The organism is uncultured Aquimarina sp. (assembly GCF_947496855.1).
In the GTDB taxonomy this organism is placed as follows: domain Bacteria; phylum Bacteroidota; class Bacteroidia; order Flavobacteriales; family Flavobacteriaceae; genus Aquimarina.
Genome location: NZ_CANMED010000004.1, coordinates 535,157 through 556,580 on the forward strand (window position 1 = coordinate 535,157; position 21,424 = coordinate 556,580).

General features: G+C 32.7%; 18 protein-coding genes. 5 read left to right on the forward strand and 13 right to left on the reverse strand.

The window, feature by feature from the left end; all coding sequences use genetic code 11:
- Positions 1-46 precede the first annotated feature (46 nt).
- The 3 genes from Q0921_RS14800 to Q0921_RS14810 all read left to right on the forward strand — a co-directional run bounded on the left by Q0921_RS14800 (position 47) and on the right by Q0921_RS14810 (position 1,872).
- On the forward strand, positions 47-832 hold the full coding sequence (locus tag Q0921_RS14800) for a hypothetical protein (protein ID WP_299258134.1): 786 nt from the start codon (positions 47-49) through the stop codon (positions 830-832).
- Complete coding sequence (locus tag Q0921_RS14805) at positions 829-1,296, forward strand: hypothetical protein (protein WP_299258136.1); 468 nt, start codon at positions 829-831, stop codon at positions 1,294-1,296. The genes Q0921_RS14800 and Q0921_RS14805 overlap by 4 nt, the downstream gene beginning before the upstream one ends.
- 186 nt (positions 1,297-1,482) lie before the next feature.
- A complete protein-coding gene (locus tag Q0921_RS14810; protein WP_299258138.1) occupies positions 1,483-1,872 on the forward strand; it encodes a hypothetical protein in 390 nt (129 codons plus the stop codon).
- A 15-nt stretch (positions 1,873-1,887) separates the two neighbouring features.
- Here Q0921_RS14810 and Q0921_RS14815 read toward each other — a convergent pair whose 3' ends face one another.
- The 8 genes from Q0921_RS14815 to porU form a co-directional block, all read right to left on the reverse strand.
- A complete protein-coding gene (locus Q0921_RS14815; RefSeq protein WP_299258140.1) occupies positions 1,888-2,568 on the reverse strand; it encodes an SDR family oxidoreductase in 681 nt (226 codons plus the stop codon).
- A 53-nt stretch (positions 2,569-2,621) separates the two neighbouring features.
- A complete protein-coding gene (locus Q0921_RS14820; RefSeq protein ID WP_299258142.1) occupies positions 2,622-3,566 on the reverse strand; it encodes a M20/M25/M40 family metallo-hydrolase in 945 nt (314 codons plus the stop codon).
- 162 nt (positions 3,567-3,728) lie between these two features.
- A complete protein-coding gene (locus tag Q0921_RS14825; RefSeq protein WP_299258144.1) occupies positions 3,729-4,316 on the reverse strand; it encodes an NUDIX domain-containing protein in 588 nt (195 codons plus the stop codon).
- A 70-nt stretch (positions 4,317-4,386) separates the two neighbouring features.
- On the reverse strand, positions 4,387-5,982 hold the full coding sequence (locus Q0921_RS14830; RefSeq protein WP_299258146.1) for a pyruvate dehydrogenase complex dihydrolipoamide acetyltransferase: 1,596 nt from the start codon (positions 5,980-5,982) through the stop codon (positions 4,387-4,389).
- Between the two features lie 3 nt (positions 5,983-5,985).
- Positions 5,986-6,987 (reverse strand): pyruvate dehydrogenase (acetyl-transferring) E1 component subunit alpha, encoded by a 1,002-nt coding sequence (gene pdhA / locus Q0921_RS14835; RefSeq protein WP_299258148.1) that lies wholly within the window; start codon positions 6,985-6,987, stop codon positions 5,986-5,988.
- Between the two features lie 157 nt (positions 6,988-7,144).
- Positions 7,145-7,627, reverse strand: coding sequence for a cytidine deaminase (locus Q0921_RS14840; RefSeq protein ID WP_299258150.1), 483 nt, complete (start codon positions 7,625-7,627; stop codon positions 7,145-7,147).
- Between the two features lie 183 nt (positions 7,628-7,810).
- Complete coding sequence (porV, locus tag Q0921_RS14845) at positions 7,811-8,968, reverse strand: type IX secretion system outer membrane channel protein PorV (protein ID WP_299258152.1); 1,158 nt, start codon at positions 8,966-8,968, stop codon at positions 7,811-7,813.
- Between the two features lie 40 nt (positions 8,969-9,008).
- The gene (gene porU / locus Q0921_RS14850; RefSeq protein WP_299258154.1) at positions 9,009-12,845 is read right to left on the reverse strand and encodes a type IX secretion system sortase PorU; all 3,837 of its coding nucleotides are present in this window, start codon (positions 12,843-12,845) and stop codon (positions 9,009-9,011) included.
- Between the two features lie 214 nt (positions 12,846-13,059).
- Between porU and gldJ the strand changes: the two genes are divergently transcribed.
- Both gldJ and murF read left to right on the forward strand, forming a co-directional pair.
- A complete protein-coding gene (gldJ, locus tag Q0921_RS14855; protein ID WP_299258156.1) occupies positions 13,060-14,733 on the forward strand; it encodes a gliding motility lipoprotein GldJ in 1,674 nt (557 codons plus the stop codon).
- An 80-nt stretch (positions 14,734-14,813) separates the two neighbouring features.
- Complete coding sequence (gene murF / locus Q0921_RS14860; RefSeq protein WP_299258158.1) at positions 14,814-16,091, forward strand: UDP-N-acetylmuramoyl-tripeptide--D-alanyl-D-alanine ligase; 1,278 nt, start codon at positions 14,814-14,816, stop codon at positions 16,089-16,091.
- A gap of 20 nt (positions 16,092-16,111) precedes the next feature.
- Here the strand turns inward: murF and Q0921_RS14865 are convergent, their stop codons facing one another.
- The 5 genes from Q0921_RS14865 to Q0921_RS14885 form a co-directional block, all read right to left on the reverse strand.
- Positions 16,112-17,188, reverse strand: coding sequence for a DUF2652 domain-containing protein (locus Q0921_RS14865; RefSeq protein WP_299258160.1), 1,077 nt, complete (start codon positions 17,186-17,188; stop codon positions 16,112-16,114).
- A gap of 139 nt (positions 17,189-17,327) precedes the next feature.
- The gene (locus tag Q0921_RS14870; protein WP_299258162.1) at positions 17,328-18,161 is read right to left on the reverse strand and encodes a mechanosensitive ion channel domain-containing protein; all 834 of its coding nucleotides are present in this window, start codon (positions 18,159-18,161) and stop codon (positions 17,328-17,330) included.
- Positions 18,162-18,922: 761 nt separating this feature from the next.
- Positions 18,923-19,639, reverse strand: coding sequence for a 4'-phosphopantetheinyl transferase superfamily protein (locus tag Q0921_RS14875; protein WP_299258164.1), 717 nt, complete (start codon positions 19,637-19,639; stop codon positions 18,923-18,925).
- Positions 19,640-20,160: 521 nt separating this feature from the next.
- Complete coding sequence (locus Q0921_RS14880) at positions 20,161-20,316, reverse strand: hypothetical protein (RefSeq protein WP_299258165.1); 156 nt, start codon at positions 20,314-20,316, stop codon at positions 20,161-20,163.
- Positions 20,317-21,007: 691 nt separating this feature from the next.
- Complete coding sequence (locus Q0921_RS14885; RefSeq protein ID WP_299258166.1) at positions 21,008-21,169, reverse strand: hypothetical protein; 162 nt, start codon at positions 21,167-21,169, stop codon at positions 21,008-21,010.
- Positions 21,170-21,424: the final 255 nt, after the last annotated feature.

The window sequence follows — 21,424 nt, forward strand, 5'->3', positions numbered from 1 at the left end:
TGCCTCGAGTGGTGATATTGCTCAGTGGAAAGGCCAGGATATAATATTGTTTCAGGAAGATTTACGAAAACATGTAAAAGGTAGTATTAGTGAAAAATCTTTTTACAGTTATTTTAAAAACACTACAGAAAAATTACCTCGGGTAGACATTCTTAATATGCTTTCTGAATACAGTGGTCATAAAAATTGGGCAGATTTTAAAGAAATGAATTCTCAAAAGAAAATTGAGAAGAAAAACCCTGTAGTTTCTAAACTTATAGTCTTTTTATTAATCGGAATTGTATTTATTACCTCTGCTTACTTTTTAATCCCAAAGACTCACACTTTCAGCTTTTGTTTTATTGATCAAGATAGAAATCTACCGATTATCAAAACATCTGTTGACATTATAGTCCTAAATGATAAGCAATCTCCTTTTTATGCTAAAAGTGATAGTTTAGGATGTTTTAAATGGAGTACAAAAGATGACTATATTCATTTTGTCATCAAATCGCCATATCATAAAACAGATACTATATTTAGAACCGTTTCATCTCTAACTAATGAAAACATACAAGTTAGCACTGATGATTATGCACTAATGTTGCATTATTATGCGAATGGTAAACTTGAGGACTGGAAAAACAGAAAAAAGGAATTATCTAGAATGATTGCAGAAGATGCTACTATTTTTCAGGTACTGCCATCGGGATTAGGTATCGAAGTATATTCTAAAAGTGAATTCATTGATAAACTTACTACACCAATCAAGAGTTTAAGAAATATTGAAATTATTGAATCCAAAAGATCCAAAGGGCAAATTGTTAAACTAAAATTCCGAGTAAAATCATGAAACAATTTGTGTATCTTATTTTATTGGCCCTAATTATAGGTTGCGCAAACAGCCCTAATAAAATGATGGAAGCTGAAAGCGTCGAGAATATTTCTGCGGAAGAGGAAACCTCATTTGCTGTCCTAGAAGATGCTTACTCTGTTTTGATTACTGAAAAATTACAAGATTATTTAGACACACAAATACTTGTAAAACAACATCCTGAATTTAAGAACAAAGAGAAGGAAATACAACTATTTAACTCAAAAGACGTAAAAGAAATACAACAAATTAATTTTATCGGACAACCCGAAATACTCTCTGATTCGATTACTAAAATAATCACTCAAGTTTATTTTAGTAATACTAAAACTGACACGATTGTTTCTTATATAAAAACCTCTTTTACAATGATCGACGGTGTTAAGTTTAAAACATCAAAAGCAGTTTTTGAAAAGATAAAATCATCAATAAAAAACGATTAAAACATCTTTTTTTACGGTTTTTCCGCCTTACGCCAAGCTCAAAACCTTTAAAATATAGGTTTTTCAACGAAAAAAAATAACATTTGTCGAGTTTATTGCATTTTTAACTTGTTGTTAATCAATTATTAATACTTTTGATTCCCTATTTTTAACATTTCGTAAAGAAAAACTTAAAGATGAAACGTCATGAGAGCTTTTACATTTTTACTATTACTTTTTATTTGCACTACTGGTGTAGCACAAAACCAAATTGAAGATCAAAATCAGGACCAAGAAGAGGTTACAGAGCTAACTGAAGAGCAACAAGAAGCAGAAAAAAAACGATTTACAGCACTTGCAGAGCAAAGAGCAATTCTATTACAGCAAGAATTGAATCTTAGTAATTATGCTAGTGAACGTATTAAAAAAGTAATCATAAAATATTCCATTAAGGCAAATAAGGTCATTCAGTCTAACGTTTCTAACAACGAAAAGACAAAAGATTTAAGTAATATTGTTTATTTTCAGAATGAAGAGTTTAAGAAAGTACTAACTGTTCATCAATTTTACAAATACCTTAAGTTAACTGATATTTAAAGATAAAAAATTCTATTAAGGCGTGCTGCTAGATACCTGCAGCACTTTACCATTGTAAAACTTATTAGCGGTGAGCGAGAAATCTTTAATATAAGTAGCCATTTCTATAGCGGTTAATGGAGCCTGATATCCAGGAAATGCTTCTTCTAACATTTCTGTTTGTACTGCTCCCAGCGCTAGTACATTAAAAGCGATACCACTTTCTTTATATTCTTCTGCCAAAAGCTCACTCAATGTAATAACAGCTCCTTTACTAGAACTATAAGCTGCTAATCCCGGAAACTTCATACTCCCCTGAACACCTCCCATACTACTCACAGTAACTACATGACTTCCATTTATCATAAAAGGTAGTACTAAACGAGTAATTTCGGCTACACCAAAAACATTCACCTTATATACTTCTTCAAACTCTTGTGTAGAAATTTCTGCAAAGGGTTTATTCAATAATTTACCGGCATTGTTAATTAGAACATCTACTGTCTTCCATGTATTAATAATATAATCAGTCACTTTTACTAGATCGGACGAATTACATAGATCACAAGAAAATGTATGAATATTTTTGTTATTAAGGGCGGCAATAGGTTTGTCATTCCTTGATAAAGCCAGTACCTGATGCCCTTCATCCGCAAAGAGTTTAGCCATCTCATACCCTATTCCTCTGCTTGCCCCGGTAATTATAATATTTTTCATGTTTTTTATAAAAAAAGACCTTTTAGGTTTTAGAAGCCCTAAAGAGGTGAAATTTAATTTAACTTGATTTCTTTTGTTGGTGTATTTAGAATTTTTGTAATAGCTGTAACACTGTTATTAATTAGTTCTGCCATAAATTCAAAATCCATCTCAGAAACCTCATCATCTACATGATGATAATAGTCATAATTGGTGAAATCAAATGTAGAAATCGTTTGGCAAGGCACATTGAACTGTTCATAAAAAGGATAATTATCACTTCTTCTAAATAACTGAAACTCTTTTGCTTTGGGTAGAAAACCGATTAACTCTTTTCCTGAATATTCATTGATTTTTTCTGCCATGTTTGAAATCTCATACCCTGTGATGTAAGCTTTATAACTCTTGTCATTTAATGGTACACCTATCATTTCAAAATTTACCATCGTATAAAGGTTAAGGTTTTTCTCCTTTAAAACCTTTGCTAAATGACTAGAACCTAATAACCCTTTTTCTTCTGCCCCAAATAATACGAACAACACACTTCGTTTATTACTTTTCGCCTCTGCAAAATGTTTTGCCAAAGAAATCACAGCTGTACTTCCCGCTGCATTATCATTAGCTCCATTAGCGATCGTATCACCATTTACTTCTTTTCCATTTCCAATATGATCAAAATGAGCTCCTATTACTACAAACTCATTGGCTAAGTCAGGATCTGTACCTTTAAGGTAACCTACTACATTATAGGTCTCGGTTCCTTTGGCATCAAAAGTATTAAGATATGATTCAAAATAAGGTTCTATTCCTGACTTCTTAAACTCTTGCTCTATAAATTTTGCGGCTTTTTCAAGCCCTTTACTTCCGGTATCTCTACCTTTCAATTCATCACTAGCTAAAAAGTTCATAATTACCTCCACATCAGAGGTAGTAGCAGTAGACATTGGTGATTGTGCAACCGTTGCTTCTTTGCAAGTAATAAATAAAAGTGCAATGATTAAAAGAGCTATTTGTTTCATGTGTTTATTATATTGTTTTAGATATCAAATGGAACTCATCAAATAATTATTTTCGAAGTATGTCTAAAATTTTGTGATGATTCGTTTCATGTTTTAATTGTTTCCTTAGATAAAGGAAATTTTTGATAAAGATACTTAAAAAGTGCACTCTTAGGCATCCAATTAAGATACCATTATATCTTTTATTTTTAAGAACTGTAATAACATAACCGTTCTGGCATCTTTAATCTCATCTGTTTGCATCATATCAAATGCTTTTTCGAAATCTATTTCCAAAACATCAATATATTCTTCTTCATGATCAAGTCCACCTCCTTTTTCTACCTTCATTTCATCTGTATATTCAGCAATAAACAAATGCGCTATTTCTGTCATTGTAGCTGGAGATACATACACCGAAAATGCTTTTTCAACAGAATGAATATCATAACCCGTTTCTTCCAGTGCTTCTTTTTTTACACATACTTCTGGAGTATCGCCATCAAGAGATCCTGCACAAACCTCAATACTCATTCCTGAAGTATTCCCATTTAAGAAAGTAGGTAGTCTGAATTGCTGTGTCAGCACGACGGTTTTCTTAGTAAGATTATACAATAAAACAGAAGCTCCGTCACCGTGATCATATACTTCTCGAAGGTGTTTTTCTGAAGTATGAACATCTGTATGTTTATACTCAAAAGTATATTCCTTTAATAAAAATGTTTTATCCGATAGTGTCTTTGATTGTAGATTTTCAATTCTCTTTTTCATTTTTTAAATATAAAAAAATCCCACTTTGAAAAAAGTGGGATCTTAAACATTATATATTTCCTTTACAAAACTATGCTAACATAGTTACAGGGTTTTCTAAATATTGCTTTAACGTTTGCAAAAATTGCGCTCCTGTAGCCCCATCAACAGTTCTATGATCACAAGCTAACGTTACTTTCATTGTATTACCTACAACAACCTGATCATCTTTAACAACTGGTTTTTTAACAATTGCCCCTACCGATAAAATAGCAGAGTTAGGCTGATTAATAATTGAAGTAAATTCCTGAATACCAAACATCCCTAAATTAGATACTGTAAAAGTACTTCCACTCATTTCTTGCGGAGTTAATTTTTTATCTCTAGCTCTAGTCGCTAAATCACGGACTCTGGTATCAATTTCCATAATATTCATATGGTCTGTAAATGGCAGAACTGGCACTACCAACCCATCTGGAACTGCTACAGCTACACCAATACTAATGTGTTTATTATACACAGTAACATCATCTTTCCAAGATGTATTTACTTGAGGATGCCTTCTTAACGCCATTGCACAAGCCTTAACAACCATATCATTAAATGATACTTTTGTGTCTGGTAATTCATTAATCGTTTTACGAGAAGCAATCGCATTATCCATACCTACTTCAATCGTTAAATAATAATGAGGCGCATTAAATTTAGATGCTGAAAGACTTCTAGCGATAGCTTTACGCATCTGCGAATTCTTTACTTCTTCAAAACTTTCTTCTCCTGCTGGAGCAAACGTCTGAATTGTTGAAGCAGGAGTTGCTGCCTTAGACGATGCTGGAGTGCTGACTGCTACAGAAGGTGTAAATGTCTCTACATCTTTCTTTACAATTCGTCCATTCTCTCCTGTACCTTTTACCTGAGATAAATCTATTCCTTTATCTACTGCTATTTTTTTAGCTAGTGGAGAAACAAATATTCTTCCTCCAGTAGAAGAATCACTTCCAGAACTAACTGTTGTTTTTTCTACTTTTTCTTCTTTTACTGCTGCTTCCTTAGGAGCTGAACTACTAGCTGCAGGCACACCATCCTTAAGGCCTGAAACATCTGTTCCAGCTGGACCAATAATAGCAAGCAATACATCTACCGGAGCTGTTTGACCTTCTTCTATACCGATATACAATAGTGTACCGTTATAAAAAGATTCAAATTCCATTGTAGCTTTATCTGTTTCTATCTCGGCAAGAATATCACCTTCCTCGACAGTATCACCAACCTTTTTCAACCAGCTTGCTACAGTACCTTCTTCCATCGTATCACTAAGACGTGGCATTGTAATAACTTCTACCCCTTCAGGAATAGTTGCGGCGCCTGCTGAGTTTGAAGCTGATTCTTCAACTTTCTCTTCTTTTGGAGCTTCTGCATTTCCATTCAACAAACCAGAAATATCTTCTCCTTCTTCACCAATGATCGCCAAAAGCTGATCAACAGGTGCAGTTTCACCTTCTTCAATTCCGATATGAAGTAATACTCCTTCATAAAAAGATTCGAATTCCATTGTTGCTTTGTCGGTCTCAATTTCCGCAAGGATATCTCCTTCACTTATTTTGTCACCTTTGTTAACAAGCCACTTCGCGACAACTCCTTCTTCCATGGTATCGCTCAATCGCGGCATATTAATTACTGTAGCCATAATCTATTGTGGTTTGTGTGATAAAAATGGGTAATCTTCTTGTTCGTATACAACATCATACATCAAGTTTTTGTCTGGGAATGGAGATTCTTCTGCGAATTTTTGGCATTCCGCAACTCTATCTTTCACCCCTTTGTCAATAGCAGCAATCTCATCATCAGTCGCATACTTTTTATCCTTTATGATATCCAAAACCTGAGTAATTGGATCAATCTTTTGATATTCTGCCACTTCTTCTTTAGTACGATACTTCTGAGCATCACTCATAGAATGTCCTCTGTAACGATATGTTTTTAATTCGAGAAAAGTCGGACCTCCACCTGTTCTAGCTCTATTTATTGCCTCATCCATTGCTTCCGCAACTTTCACTGGATTCATGGCATCTACAGCTGAATTAGGCATTTTATATCCTTCTCCTAACAGATGTATATCTGTATGGTTAGCTGTTCTTTCTACGGATGTACCCATAGCATACCCATTATTCTCTACACAAAATACAACAGGTAAATTCCATAGCATAGCTAAGTTAAAGGTTTCATGGAGTGATCCTTGTCGTGTAGCTCCATCTCCCATAAATGTTAGGGTTACGGCGTCTCTTTTGTAATATTTATCGGCAAAAGCTAAACCAGCACCTAAAGGAATCTGTCCTCCTACAATACCGTGTCCTCCGTAGAATCTATGTTCTTTAGAAAAAATATGCATCGATCCTCCCATTCCTTGTGAAGTACCTGTACCTTTTCCATACAACTCCGCCATTACTCGTTTAGGATCTACACCCATTCCGATAGGTTGAACATGATTACGGTATGCAGTAATCATCTTATCTTTAGTAAGATCCATTGCATGCAAAGCACCTGCTAAGATAGCCTCCTGACCGTTATATAAATGTAAAAAACCTCTTACTTTTTGTTGGATATATACTTGAGCAAGTTTGTCTTCAAACTTTCTCCAGAAAAGCATATCCTCGTACCACTTCAGGTAAACTTCCTTGGTTACTTTTTTCATCTAAAATATAATGATATTTCAAAATTAAGCCAACTTTATTGCTGACCCTTCTAACAATTACAGAATTTGTCTGCTAATTTTTCAATTAAGCGAAAAACAAAAATAATATATTAGTTATTAAGGAGAAAGGAGTTATGAATAAAAATGTACGAAAACGTTATAAATACGAATTATCAAAAATAAGGGGCAATAAATTAGCTAAAGAACAAGATTTTACTACTTTTCCTGTTTCTCCCATAAAATAGATTTCAATTGGTTTCTTCTGATTTAGCTCATATTCCGCTATTGATTGTCTACAGGCACCACAAGGCGGTGTAGGGGTTATTAACTGATGTTTTAAGGATTTCGCAGAAAGTGCCATTCTTAAGATTGGAACACCTGGAAAGTTTGCTCCTGCCGCATATATAGCCACACGTTCTGCACATAAGCCAGAAGGATAACATGCATTTTCTTGATTATTACCAAGAATAATTTTCTGATTTTCTAATAATAATGCAGCTCCAACGAGAAATTCAGAGTATGGAGCATAGGCTTTATCTCTGATATCAAAAGATTGCTGCATTAAATCCTGAATATCTTCTGGCAATTCTTCTAATGAATCATACACTTGTAAAGTGGATTTGATTTCTATTTCTTTCACGCATTCAAGGTTTTATAATTATACTACTAACAAATTAGAATATACATTAGTAATCACTACTATTTTATAATTTAGAATATACCCCAATTCTCATATGAAAATTGGTTTCACAATGTACTATAAACAAAAAAAGTATCAAACATTAGCGCTTGATACTTTTTATTATTGTGTAGATATGCTTATTTATCTATCATAGTAATCCTCTCCAAAATTAAATGAGAGTCCAAAACGAAGTGTTCCTTCTAATGGACTTCTTACCGCAGAAGTAGAGAATAAATAAGAAATATCTATATTAACAATGGTATATTTAAAACCAGCACCCATAGAAACAAACTTACGCGCTCCTTTTTCCTCTGCTTCGTTAAAATAACCTGCTCTAAAAGCAAATACATCACGATAGACATATTCAGCACCAAGTGACCAAGTAAATTCTTGCAACTCTTCACTAAAGCCACCATCTGCATCACCCCAAGATGAAAAGATCGCTCCAAATGAACTTATTTCTTGATATTCTGCATTATCTGAAGCATCTATATCACCATCGCCATCAAAATCCTGAGGACTTGGTACTAATAATTTAGCAAACTCAATAGACGGTGTAATTCTGTTATATTCATCTAAAAGGAAATCAAAACCAGCTCCTAATCTGAAAGTAGTTGGAATAAAATCTTCTTGCCCTGCATCATCATACTTTAATTTAGGACCAATATTGGATATATTTAATCCTGCTCTCCATCTACCATTAAAAGAGTTGTAAGCAACTTCTTCACTTTGATAATATGCAGAAACATCTACTCCAAAACTACTAGCAGCTTCTGCTTCTGATACTTGGTCTAATTTTAGATCAGATCTCAAGTAACGCCCAGTAACCCCCATAGAAAATGTAGGACTCAACTGCGTTACATAAGACACATCAAATGTTAATTCGTTTGGTTTTTGAATCAATCCTAGGTCATTAGCATTTTGTCTAAACTCTATTTCTCCAAGACTAAAGTATTTAAAACTGGCTGCAACAGCACTACGTTCACTAAATCTATTGTAATACGTTAGGTTTCCCAATCCTATATCGTTTACCAGACTACTTAAATACGGAGTATAATTTACACCAACTCCCTGTTGTTTAGAAATAAAAGCATATTTCGACGGATTCCATTGTTGTGAAAATGCATCAGGAGTTGTAGCCACCCCTTGATCCGCTAAACCTGCAGCTCTAGCATCTGCTGCAATTAATAAAAATGGAACAGCAGTTGTAATTGCCGTTTGACTTCTTTCATCTTGCGCATTCATTTGAAAATTCAAAAGCGAAATAAACGCCAAGCTGAGTATAAAGATCTTCTTCATGTGAAAATTGATTTTGACAAATATATAGTTATTTAGTTATTTATAGTATAACGAGTTTTTCAAATTTCTCAACCCGCTGATTTGTTAACGTTGATTTTACAGATATCTTATACACATAAACGCCTTTTCCTAATTTATCCCCAAAATCATCTCGTCCATCCCACTGAATATCCTCTCTGTAGCTTGTTTTTCCAGACAGTGTTTGATTACTTGTCCAGATTACTTTTCCTGAAACCGTAAACACCTGAACCTGAACTTCTAAAACATCACTAATCGCACCAGAATGCTCAAACCAAAACTCGGTATGACTTACGAATGGATTCGGATAATTTAGCACATTATTTAATGTGAAACCAGCCGCGTCTGCTACTACGAATTGAATTTCTTGAGTAGAAGAGTTATTGTAAACATCCCACCCTTTGAACGTGAGTGTATGTAAACCCGGTTCTAAATCTCTAAATTTAAAATTAACAAGTCCCTTTGTAAAATCATCCACCTCCGTCTCATAAAAGTCGTTAAGAATAAATGGATTAGCATCATCTCCATCAAGTATCGCAGAAATATCGTGACCTATACCACTAGCCGTATTGATACCGTTTTCATCTTGAAGTTTTGCAATTAGTATTGGAGAATCATTAGTAACACCACCTGAAACAAAACTCTCATCGTTCATAAACAATTGGATTTCTGGCCCCACATTATCCTCTGGTGCATTTTCATTTAATCCACCTACCAGAATTGTCTCATCGGCACCCGTTTGGTTTTCTAACACTCCATTTCTTGCAGAATAAAAACTTATTCTTCCTGTATCAACAGGAATACCAATATCCCTCGGAACTATAAACTCGAAATTAAAAATACCGTTTGTTACCGATGCTTTTCCTCTAAAAATAATAACCCCTAAAGTTTCAAAATCTAAAACTACAAGTTCTCCTAAGTTAAAAGTCGCATCATTAGCAAGTGTCTTTCTATCTATTTCTTTATCATAAATAGTTGCAGATAAAATACCATTATAATCAGATAGTAAAGTTCCTGATTCATTAACTACTTCTCCCGAAATTTTAATTCTACTTAAAGCCTTCAGTGTATCTACAGCTTGTGTAATAGGCGTATCATTTATACTTGTCAAACGAATATTAGGTTTAGGAATAGCCATTTTCATAGCCGGGTCTCCAAAAAAGAAAACCACTCTTTTTCTAGTACCAGACAGCGAATTCTTCATTAGCCTTACAGCTTCAGCCACTGTTGGATAATCCGAACTATCTGGGAATAAAAACTCAGATAATCTATTATTTATTAATATCCCATCACCTACAAATACATCTCTCGTAGTACTAATCAATGATATGGCACCTCCTTGTGGGTTTTTAAACATAAGTTCCCCTGCAGTTTCCCTACACGGGTTATCAAATTTTGAAAACTCGCAGGTAACAGTTATGAAGACGGGAAACCTATTCGTATTAGCCAGTTCTGTAACATCAGACTTATTAAATATAAATTCTTTTGCCAATCCATCTTCTCCTCCATGTCCGAAATAATCAACAACCACAGCTCCTGTTTCAATAGCGCTAGAAATCGCCTCATTTACCTTTGGATACCTACTACCAGATGCCGAAGATTCTTGCTGAAAAGCATCTGCATATATTTTTGTGAGATTTAAATAAGGTTTTCTCTCAACTAACTCATCGCCTAATTCATTCAGAATTCGCTGAATTTGCTCCTCCCAATCTTCATCTACATCATCCGCTATTAATAAAACAGAATTTCTCCACCTTCCGAAAGATTGTTCTGCGGAATAATCTACAATCTTAGTAACCATAGCATCTGCTAATTGAGGAGTATCTGCCAATATTCTTCCCACAGCAATATCTAGTTGATCACCTGCTAGCATCTGTCCTTCTGTAGGATCCATAGAACCAAAAAAATCATCTGTAGCAAATGAATTAACTAACGAAAAACTATTTAAACTTTGAAAAGTAGGCACAATATTACTATCGGAACAATTTTCTTTTAACAATAAACCTTTATAATCAACTGATCCATCTCCAAAAAGACACACGTATTTTAACTGTTCATTAGGACTTGATGCATTATCATATACATACCTAACTAAATTCCTGATAGCTACTATATCTTGTTTACCGCTTCCAAATTCGTGATAGATTTGATCCAGCGTTACTACCTTTACATTATAATTATTCAAAGTCCTATGATGATCCGCAAGCCTATTTGCTGATTGCACTAATGAGTTATTCGCAATGATCAAATAATCAACATCTTCAAACTGTCCTTGATTATTTAGAAAAATGGTTCCTTTAATATCCTGATTATCTACCCTTGCCGTTTGATCCACTAACGGATCATAATAATCGGTTGAAACAAGCGCTATATATTGGCGTGATTCTCCCAAAGTAGCTTTAAAACTTAAAGTAGACAACCCATTATTATTAGGAATACTTCTTATAGTTTCGGGATTCGTCACATCCCATACTTGAGACACATTACCGCTATTTGATATATTATATTGTCCTATTCCAATTGATGCAACAGCTTCTTCATAAGAAAATTGCATTTGAGAATTTGTACTTATCAAGGCTCTTTTTGCTTTTAGACTTACAAAATCAAGATACCCTATTGCAGAAGGATTTCCATTGTTACTATAGTTCAAATTAACTGCTACCTGATCTGAAGTAGAAGCAACATTCTGAACAATTTCTCTAGGGGAAACCAATGAAGATCCCGAAATTTGAGAAAAACTTAAAATACCTACTTGCCCTCCATTTACATTAATATTCAAGCTTGATGAAGAAGTCGAAGTGGCAGCGGCAAGAACCCTTAGTTCAATTGGTTCTGATGTAATTAAATTAGGGAAATCAAAATTATAATTTCTACTATTTTGTATATCAAAACGATCTCCGAACCAACGCCTACCAATTTTAGCAATATTATACTCATCTACTTCATAAAATTGATAATCCGTAAATGAATTAATCTCAGTATCGACAGAACCAGCAGGTTCTGTGTAATTAGATACCCTATTTCCATTTGTACCTCCAGCAGTTACATAGTAATAAGATTTATCAGCGTATAGATTAATATTGGTTATGTTTTCCGGACTGTATCCCGTGGTATCTTCTCCATAAAAGAGGATGTAATCATTTCCTGAAAAATTACCGTCTTCACCACCTACAACCTGAATTGCATTTTCTCTTAAATCAAACTCGGTGTTTTCTTGATTAACCAAAGGCATCATTTGCCCTCCATTACCGTAAATTTTAATTGTGTTTGGGTTTACAGAAGATATATCCATACCTAAACTATTTAAGAATCCGGGCGTTATTTTAAAAATTCCAGTCTTATCTACATAAAAACGAAACCAATCTCCCGAAGCCAACACTGAACTACTTACAGGTAGTCTTTTAGTATTTATTTTACGAGCACCTGTTTGATAAACAATATCAAATGATACTATTTTTTTAAAAGTATTCCCATTTCTTATAATAGGTGATAAAATTCCGAAACCAGCTTTTTTGTTTCTAGCATTAATTGAGCGTATAGTATAAGAAAGCTCTTTTGGGATTAAATTCACATCTAAATCCTTTAATTCCGCTTTTGATATATTCTTATAGATAACATTATCCAACCTCGCAGTTGTTGAATTAATTTCTCCTAATTCTTTCCATTTCGTCGCGAATTGCAATCCAATATCATCTCGATACTCAAAGTTTTCTTCATTAAATCCTGGAACAGTATATGAAACATTACCGGATGTACTAATTTTTACATCCTTCCAGTCAACATCAATATGTACTGTTTGCTGAGCAGAAATGATAGCAGAAATCAGTAGCGCATATAAAATTGTAATTTTCTTCATCATAGCGTATAACGGGTTTAACACAGTTTTAGTGTTCCGTAAATCATGGTTTTTATTCAAAAATAATAATAAACATAGAAATATTGCGTTAAACCAAAGTCAATCATGAAAAAGATTATTTTTTCATGATTTGATATTATTTTAAAAATATTAGGGTAAATTTAACGTTAATTATTATATTGCGAGCCCTAATTTCTACTTTAACGAACTTAAAATTATGAAAAACGCGTTAGTTTTTAAGTCGCTAATGGTCCTTACCATTAGTACCTTACTGTTCAGCTGTAACAAGACAGATTATGGCAACAGTTCTAGAGCCACTGGATGGAAATACAACTCCAAAGATGGTGGATTCCAAGTAAACACTAATTACAAAGAACAAGAGACAGGACCTGGTCTAGTTTTTGTTGAAGGAGGAACCTTCACCATGGGACGTGTACAGGATGATGTAATGCATGATTGGAATAACACTCCTACTCAGCAGCACGTTCAGTCATTTTACATGGATGAAACTGAGGTCACAAATGTGATGTATCTGGAATATCTTGATTGGTTGAAAGGTGTATATCCCCCTACAGAACCAAAATACAAAAACATATATCACGGTGCACTACCTGATACATTGGTATGGAGAAATCGTTTAGGTTTCAACGAGATGATGACCAATAACTATCTGCGTCATCCAGCATATGCTAATTACCCAGTAGTTGGTGTTAACTGGATTCAGGCTGTAGAATTTAGTAAGTGGAGAACCGATCGTGTGAACGAAAGAATTTTAGAGGAGGAAAGAGTAATTAAAGAGAATGCTCCTTTTGAAGATGTTTCTGCAGAAAGTACTTTTAACACAGACACATACTTAAATGCTCCTTCACAAACCTACGGAGGTAATGACGAAGCGACAAGGGGTGGTAAAAAATCAGAAAATTACGAAAAGAGAAATGATTCTACAGGATTATATATCCAACGTAAAGATGGATTATTACTTCCAAAGTATAGACTACCTACAGAAGCAGAATGGGAATATGCTGCTTTAGGATTGGTAGAATTAAGAAGTTATAACATTTACAGAGGTAGAAAAAAATACCCTTGGGATGGACAATATACTCGTTCAGGAAAAAGAAGAACTCGTGGAGATCAATTGGCTAACTTTAAGCAAGGTGATGGTGACTATGGTGGTATTGCTGGATGGAGTGATGATGGTGCTGATATTACAGCTCCAGTAGCATCTTATGACCCTAATGACTACGGTCTTTACGATATGGCTGGTAATGTTGCTGAATGGGTAGCAGATGTATACAGACCAATCGTAGATGATGAGTATAACGATTTTAACTACTATAGAGGTAATGTATATACTAAAAATGCAATCAATCCTGATGGAACTGTAAAGATTGTTACAACTGATTCTATTATTTATGACACCTTAAGTAATGGTAAAATTGTTGCAAGAGTATTGCCAGGAGGTATATTACAGACCCCGGTTGATGAAAACGAAACTTATTTGAGAACAAACTTTACTCAGAGTGACAACCGTAATTTTAGAGATGGAGATAAAAGTTCATCAAGATATTACGAAGGATTTCAGGATGAAAGTATCCCTAATAGAAGAATGTATAATTCTCCTATACATAGTGTAGAGCCAAGTGCAGAAGATAGCACGAAGTTAGATAGAAGATATGATGAATCTAGTAAAAGAACTACTATCGTAGGTGAAGAGGTAAGGGTATACAAAGGAGGTTCTTGGAAAGATAGAGCATATTGGTTAGATCCTGCACAGAGAAGATTTTTCCCTCAGGATATGTCTACAGATTATATCGGATTTAGAAATGCAATGTCTCGCGTAGGTGAAAAAGCTAAAAACAAAAAGACACCTAAGCATAGAGCGCCTAGATAAAAAATAAATTTTATTTGTTCGTTAATAAATACAAAGCCCTGACATTTTATGTGCAGGGCTTTTTAATACAACTATAATAAATGAATACAGCCAGAATACATAAATTATTCCTAGAAAGTAGTGGCATTTGCACTGATACTAGAGGAATTAAGAGCAATAATCTCTTTTTTGCCTTAAAAGGAGATAATTTTAATGGCAATATGTATGCACAACAAGCGATTAAAAACGGTGCCTCTTATGCTATAATTGATGATGAAAAGTTTGTGGTTTCTGAAAAGTATGTTCTTGTCAATGATGTTTTAAAAACACTTCAAGATTTAGCTACTTATCATCGAAAATTTCTAAACATTCCTATAATAGCTCTTACCGGGAGTAATGGAAAGACAACAACAAAAGAATTAATCAATTGCGTTCTCTCATCCATTTACAATACCACTGCAACTGCTGGTAACTTAAACAATCATATTGGTGTTCCTCTTACCCTTTTATCTATGAATAAAAGTACTGAAATTGGAATTGTAGAAATGGGAGCAAATCATATAAAAGAAATAGAATTCTTATGTAATATTGCTTGTCCAGATTTCGGCTATATAACAAACATTGGAAAAGCACATATAGAAGGGTTCGGAAGTCTAGAAGGTGTTTTACAAGGAAAAACGGAGCTTTATCAATATCTAAAAAAGCATAATAATCTTATTTTTCTAAACACAGAGGACCCCAAACTTTCTAAAGCATCAGAAGGAATTGATACGTTTACATTTTCCCAAACTTTAGACAGCAACACAAACGTGAGACTACAAGCAGTTAATCCGATGGTAAGCGTAAACTACAACGATACAATAATAAGTAGTCACCTTATAGGCTCTTATAATTTCACAAATATCGCGGCAGCCATAGCAATTGGTCATTATTTTAAAATCAATTCAAAACAGATTAAAGCCGCTATCGAGTCTTATATTCCGTCTAACAACCGTTCTCAAATTATAAAAAAAAATAAATCTACCATTATTTTGGATGCATATAATGCGAATCCGTCGAGCATGAGTGCTGCAATAAGCAATTTTCAAGAATTAGCATATAAGAGTAAAATAGTTTTTCTTGGTGACATGTTTGAACTTGGCTATACAGCCCCAGAAGAACATCAAAGAATAGTAGATCAACTCACCCAAACGTCGTGTGACACTATTTACCTGATCGGCAAAAACTTTTTCGACACTTTAACAGAGGATACACGTATTCTAAAATACAAGTCCTTTGAAGATCTTAAAGAAAATAAATTGTTAGAAAAAATCCAGGGAGCCATCCTTATCAAAGGATCTAGAGGAATGAAACTCGAACGCATTTTGGATTTAATTTAATAGGATTAATCAAAATTCTATTAATTACTATTTATATAATTTTCAAGATTATCAAGAGACACTTTTATCGACTTCTTAAAAGCTCTTTTCATAACCAAATGAAGCATAATTTTTTTTAAAATTGATTTTGCTTTTGGATATAATTCCATAATTAAACTACAGGAATTCAATGAAGTTGGAATAATTATATAAAATTGATGTATTGAATCAATAACAGGAATATCTGTTGTATACTCCCCATACACAAGGCGACCAGATTGAACAGCTTTAGTTACCGTAGTAAAGTTTAATCGTTTACCATCTATAACACAAACGTGTTCAGTTCCTAAACGAGTTACCTCGTCTGGATTATATTCAAATTCATCAACTCCTTTAACCCAGTGATGGCGATAACTATAATTCGTAATATACTCTAACAATTCTTGCGCAGGAATTTTATAATCTTTCTCTATCACCAATCCCGGAGAACTTGTAAATTGAACTTCATAGGGAGTTTCATAAGAAGTAAGCTTTAGTTTTTCTTTATCAATTTCAGAAAATAAGTATTTTATATTTTTTCCGTCATACGTATTTTCATTGGTAGAAAAATCAAATAACTGGCTTTTATAATGATAAGGAATACCTATAACATTAGCTAAATTTTCACTTAGTAATACATAATTATCACTAAAAACAGAATTCTTCAGCAGCCTATGCGCTTCTATAACCACTTGTCCAAATGGTTTACTCTTACTCTGAACGGTAATGAATTGTAATTCGCCACAATGTGCTATGATCTTCAACTGAAGGTTAGGAGCTGTTGCACATGCATTACAGGGGCAAACACGATTTCTTTCTAACAACTTAAGATGACTATAAAAAGCTGTAAACATTGTCTCTATTTGCGCCAATAACTTTTCCTGAGAAGGAACCTCTCCATCTTTATAAAAAAACAATGCATCACCCTCCACTTCAGCCAATTTCAATTTTTGAGTATTCGCTTTAATCAAAATTTCTAACAACTCTGCTATTACGTGCTGACTGTGCTCTACTTCTGTAGTTTGGACAAACTGCGTATAACCTGATATATCGGGAATAAAAAGTAAAGAATTAGACATTACTCAAAAGTATTAATAGTGACATCCAATAAATCTAGTGATTTCTATCAAACACTAGATGCTTTTATGCAATATTTAGGAATTAAAGCATTAACAAAAAGAGATCATTTCATCTAAAACTAAAGACTCATACTTTTTATCATTTTGCTTCTTTGGTATAAAGATGCACATCGCTTTGCGGAAAAGGTATCGAAATACCATTGGATTCAAGGCGTTTTTTCGCTTCTTCTATTGTGTAAAAATGAATCGCCCAGAAATCTTCGTTAAGAGCCCAAAAACGCAATGATAGCGTTACTGCACTATCTCCAAGTTCCGAAACATATATTTCTGGAGCCGGATCTTTAATAACATTTTCCTGACCGTTAATCAAATCGAGTATAATCTCTTTGGCTTTTTTAATATTACTATCATAAGAAATTCCAATCTCGATCTTACCCCTTCTTCGATCTTCTGAAGAATAATTAATAATATTGCCATTAGATATTTTTCCATTCGGGATTACAGCTAATTGATTTCCAAAGGTATTTAGCTTAGTAGTGAATATCGAAATCTCTTTTACTGTACCAGAAACACCTTGTGCTTCTATAAAATCTCCGATCTTAAAGGGTTTAAAGAATAAAATTAACACACCTCCTGCAAAGTTAGAAAGGGATCCTTGTAGCGCCAATCCTATCGCTAATCCAGCTGCACCCAATATTGCCACAAGAGAAGAAGTTTGCACTCCTAATTGAGTAACAACTAATACAATAAGTAAGATTTTAAGACCAATATTTATTAAATCATATAGAAACTTCTCTAATGTTTCATCATAGTCTTTCTTCTGAAAGAATCTACGAAGTGCTCTGCTAAAAATATTAATAATCCATATCCCTACAAAAAATATGATAATTGCCGAAATTAACCCAGGCAAAAATTCCCAAATCCAATTTACGAATTGATCCCAATTTTCTTTTGTAAGCCCTAGTTTATCCATGTTATCTAAAGTAATTATTTTCAGGATTCAAAAATAATTGTTATTAATCAAAGTCCTCATTATAACTCTTATAAGTTTTTATTTCTTTTTTACTGTAAATTCCATTAAGCGTATATTTGATATCTAGCACACATTGAAGAAACAACCATCAAACAAGAAATATACTCAACAACAAAAACCATTCAAATAAATGAATGGTTTTGTTAATCTAAGTGGAAGTAAAGCGACAGAGTTCGAACTTGCCAGTAGAGGATATTAGGTTAATTATTTAAAGATCAAATCTAAAATTTTTAATGTTTTAAAGAAAAATCACACCTTCTTAGAAGGTGTGATTTGGTTAACCTCCATGAGGGAGGGGCTCTAAGGGTAATTAAGATTCTGTCTAAAAATTAAACTTTTGCTGGTTTTCCTCTATCACTTTCTCCTTCTTTTCTTGATCTTTTATATATTTTCTCATCATACCCTCATCTAAACCTACAGTACTTGCAAAATATCCTCTTGCCTAAAAATGATTTCCCCAATAAGGATTTTATTTTAATTTTTTCAGCTAGATCGACTAATTGATTTGTAACACCTAACATTGCAGAACAAACAATAATTTTTTTCATCATTATCTTTGATCAAAATATTTTTTTTTGCACAAATTTTCAACAAATCTAAGAGATGTTCCGCTAAATTTTAAAACTTTCATATTAATAGACTCTTATTTAATTAATATTTATCTAATTGAAGTATAGTTGTCAATACAACAAATAAAACTGTTAAAATCTTATTTCTTTAATCCTTATCTTATTAGAGATTCCAGATGCTATTGTACAGTATTTATTTTCTATTTTATAACTCTTGATCTGCCATTCATCATTATTATAAATTGCATGTTGATCTTTTATTTTTATATCCAAAAGCGGAATCCCTAATCCTTTTCCGATTGCTTTGGATACAGCTTCTTTAACTGTCCAAAATTCATAAAATCTTGAAGCGCCATCTTTATTTATTTTTTGCATTTCATCAAGGTTAAAAACACTATTGAACATTGTTACATCTAGATCATTTATTTCTTCGATGTCGACACCTATTTCTTGCTTGCTAAAACCACATACTGCTGTATTTCCACTATGCGAAATATTAAAATGTATGTTACTATCTTTCAGATATGGCTTTCCATAGGAATCTTTAAGAAATCTACTAAACTCTAAAGAGCTTCCACAAAACAGATAATGGCCAAGATATACCAGAAGTTTACCTATCAAACAATTATACCTATCTTGCCATCTCCTATATTTAAACACCTCATTCTGAAATTTTTCCGGTAAAATATTCAGGTAGTAATTCCAAATTTCGGGATCAAATTTTTCAGTAAAGGTATGATATAAGAGATAGGATTCATCTACCTCAATATTCGTTGAAGTATATGTATTATGGTCACTAAACGTTATAGTTCGTGACAAATTTTGCTCACTAATAATATGATTTTCCATATTTTATTATTTTAGTTCACTTTATAGTTTTGGTCTAAAAAGACTGTTAATTTTTTATGATCGAAGTACTCTGAAAAAGTATTGAGCATAGTCGTATCCTGAGTTATTACGTAAATAACTCTTAACTATACCATTAGTTTAATCTCTAAGAGCATAACTTTACTTGTAAATTCTCAGTCTTTCTAGTATTTATTCAGAAAATAAATTCCTCCTTAATGATTTTTTTATCTTTATTTAATTCCTTTTAAATAACATTTGTTCTTCTTTTTGTGCAGAGTTGTTAAAATTGAAAATAAATACAAATAGATTTTTTGATATAATTTCTTTTTCTTTCTATTGATTTGATATTCTCATATCTTTAAAAAAACAGATCGTATATAGCAAAACGTTATGAAAAAATTTATAGTTTTTAATATCAATCTCTTCCAGTTTTAAATTAAAGAATGAACAAAATCTACCATATTCCAAAGAGCACAGTAAATTTTGTTCAAAACATTTATACACTATTCTAGTAACATATTTTATACGCAAAAATGACCTGCACAAGTAAGATCATTTGCCGTATTACATCCTCCAGTATAAGCAGCGATAACCTTTCCTCCTTTAATCTGGTTTTGTTCTAATCTAGAAATACTAATTTTTTCGAAACTCAATTTGTTTAAATTCTTTTTTTTCATTTTAATAAAATTTTAGTGAAAATTATCTCCTTAATCATTTCAAGTCTATTAAGGTTTAGACCTCTATTTATGTAAATAACTCCGTATTTATTTTGACTTAATTTTGAACATTGATTAGGACTGATGTACTGGTAATTGCCCTCAATCTTAACGTCTCTTATAAGGTCCCATTCTTTTTCAATACTTTGTGTTATCAAAATAAGATCCTGTAAATTATTACTACTAGTAAGTCCTGTTAGAATCTTAGTCAGTAACCTTGTTGCTTTTTTGAGCAATTCAACTGTGCCGAATTGATCTTTAGACTTCTGTAAAGTCGCGTAGAGAAAATTCAAACTTCACATCAAACAGGTTAATCTTGAAGATATTGACTGATCTAAATGAATATTTTTTATTTTTAATATTTCAGAAATGTTTTTTTTTCTAAAATTTAATCTGACAAAAAAAGTTACTATTCATTATTTCTAAATTTTATTCATTCTATTTACTACTGACACTAAAAAAGAATGAAGTTATATTTAACAAAAGAGTGATTACTAAAAAGCCAAAATTTATTTAAAACAAAATTGAAGTTATTGTCTTTATATTAGATTACAGAAGGCATACTATTTTTCTTCTTAGTTCCTAATAATATACTTTTTATAATCTTACATTAATTTTCAGATTAACCATATACTCTAATCCTTACCATTCTTTAATCATTATCAAATGTTGGTTCGCTCAAAAAAGAAAGATTTGACTTTACAAAAAAGTAATTATCATCTTTTCTTATTTCTTTCAAATTGTATTTATTCATGATTTTATTTTTTGATAGCGCTATTCTATTTTCTTTTTTCATGTTTTTCTTATTTTTCATATTTTTTAGTTTTAATTATTGTTTATAATAACTACTTTAACAATCAAGACCTTTATCTTTTTTTGGTTATTAAAGCTTTACACATCGTTATTAAAATACAGGATCTACAACTACTTATTGAATTTCATGAAGTTTTTAACTACATGAAATCATCGTTTTCTTAATCTTAACATAGCTATAATGAAATTAAAAAAAAAGTAGAGAAAGGTCTTAGGCGCAGCACCTTATAATTGAATTCAATTTATTCGTATACGA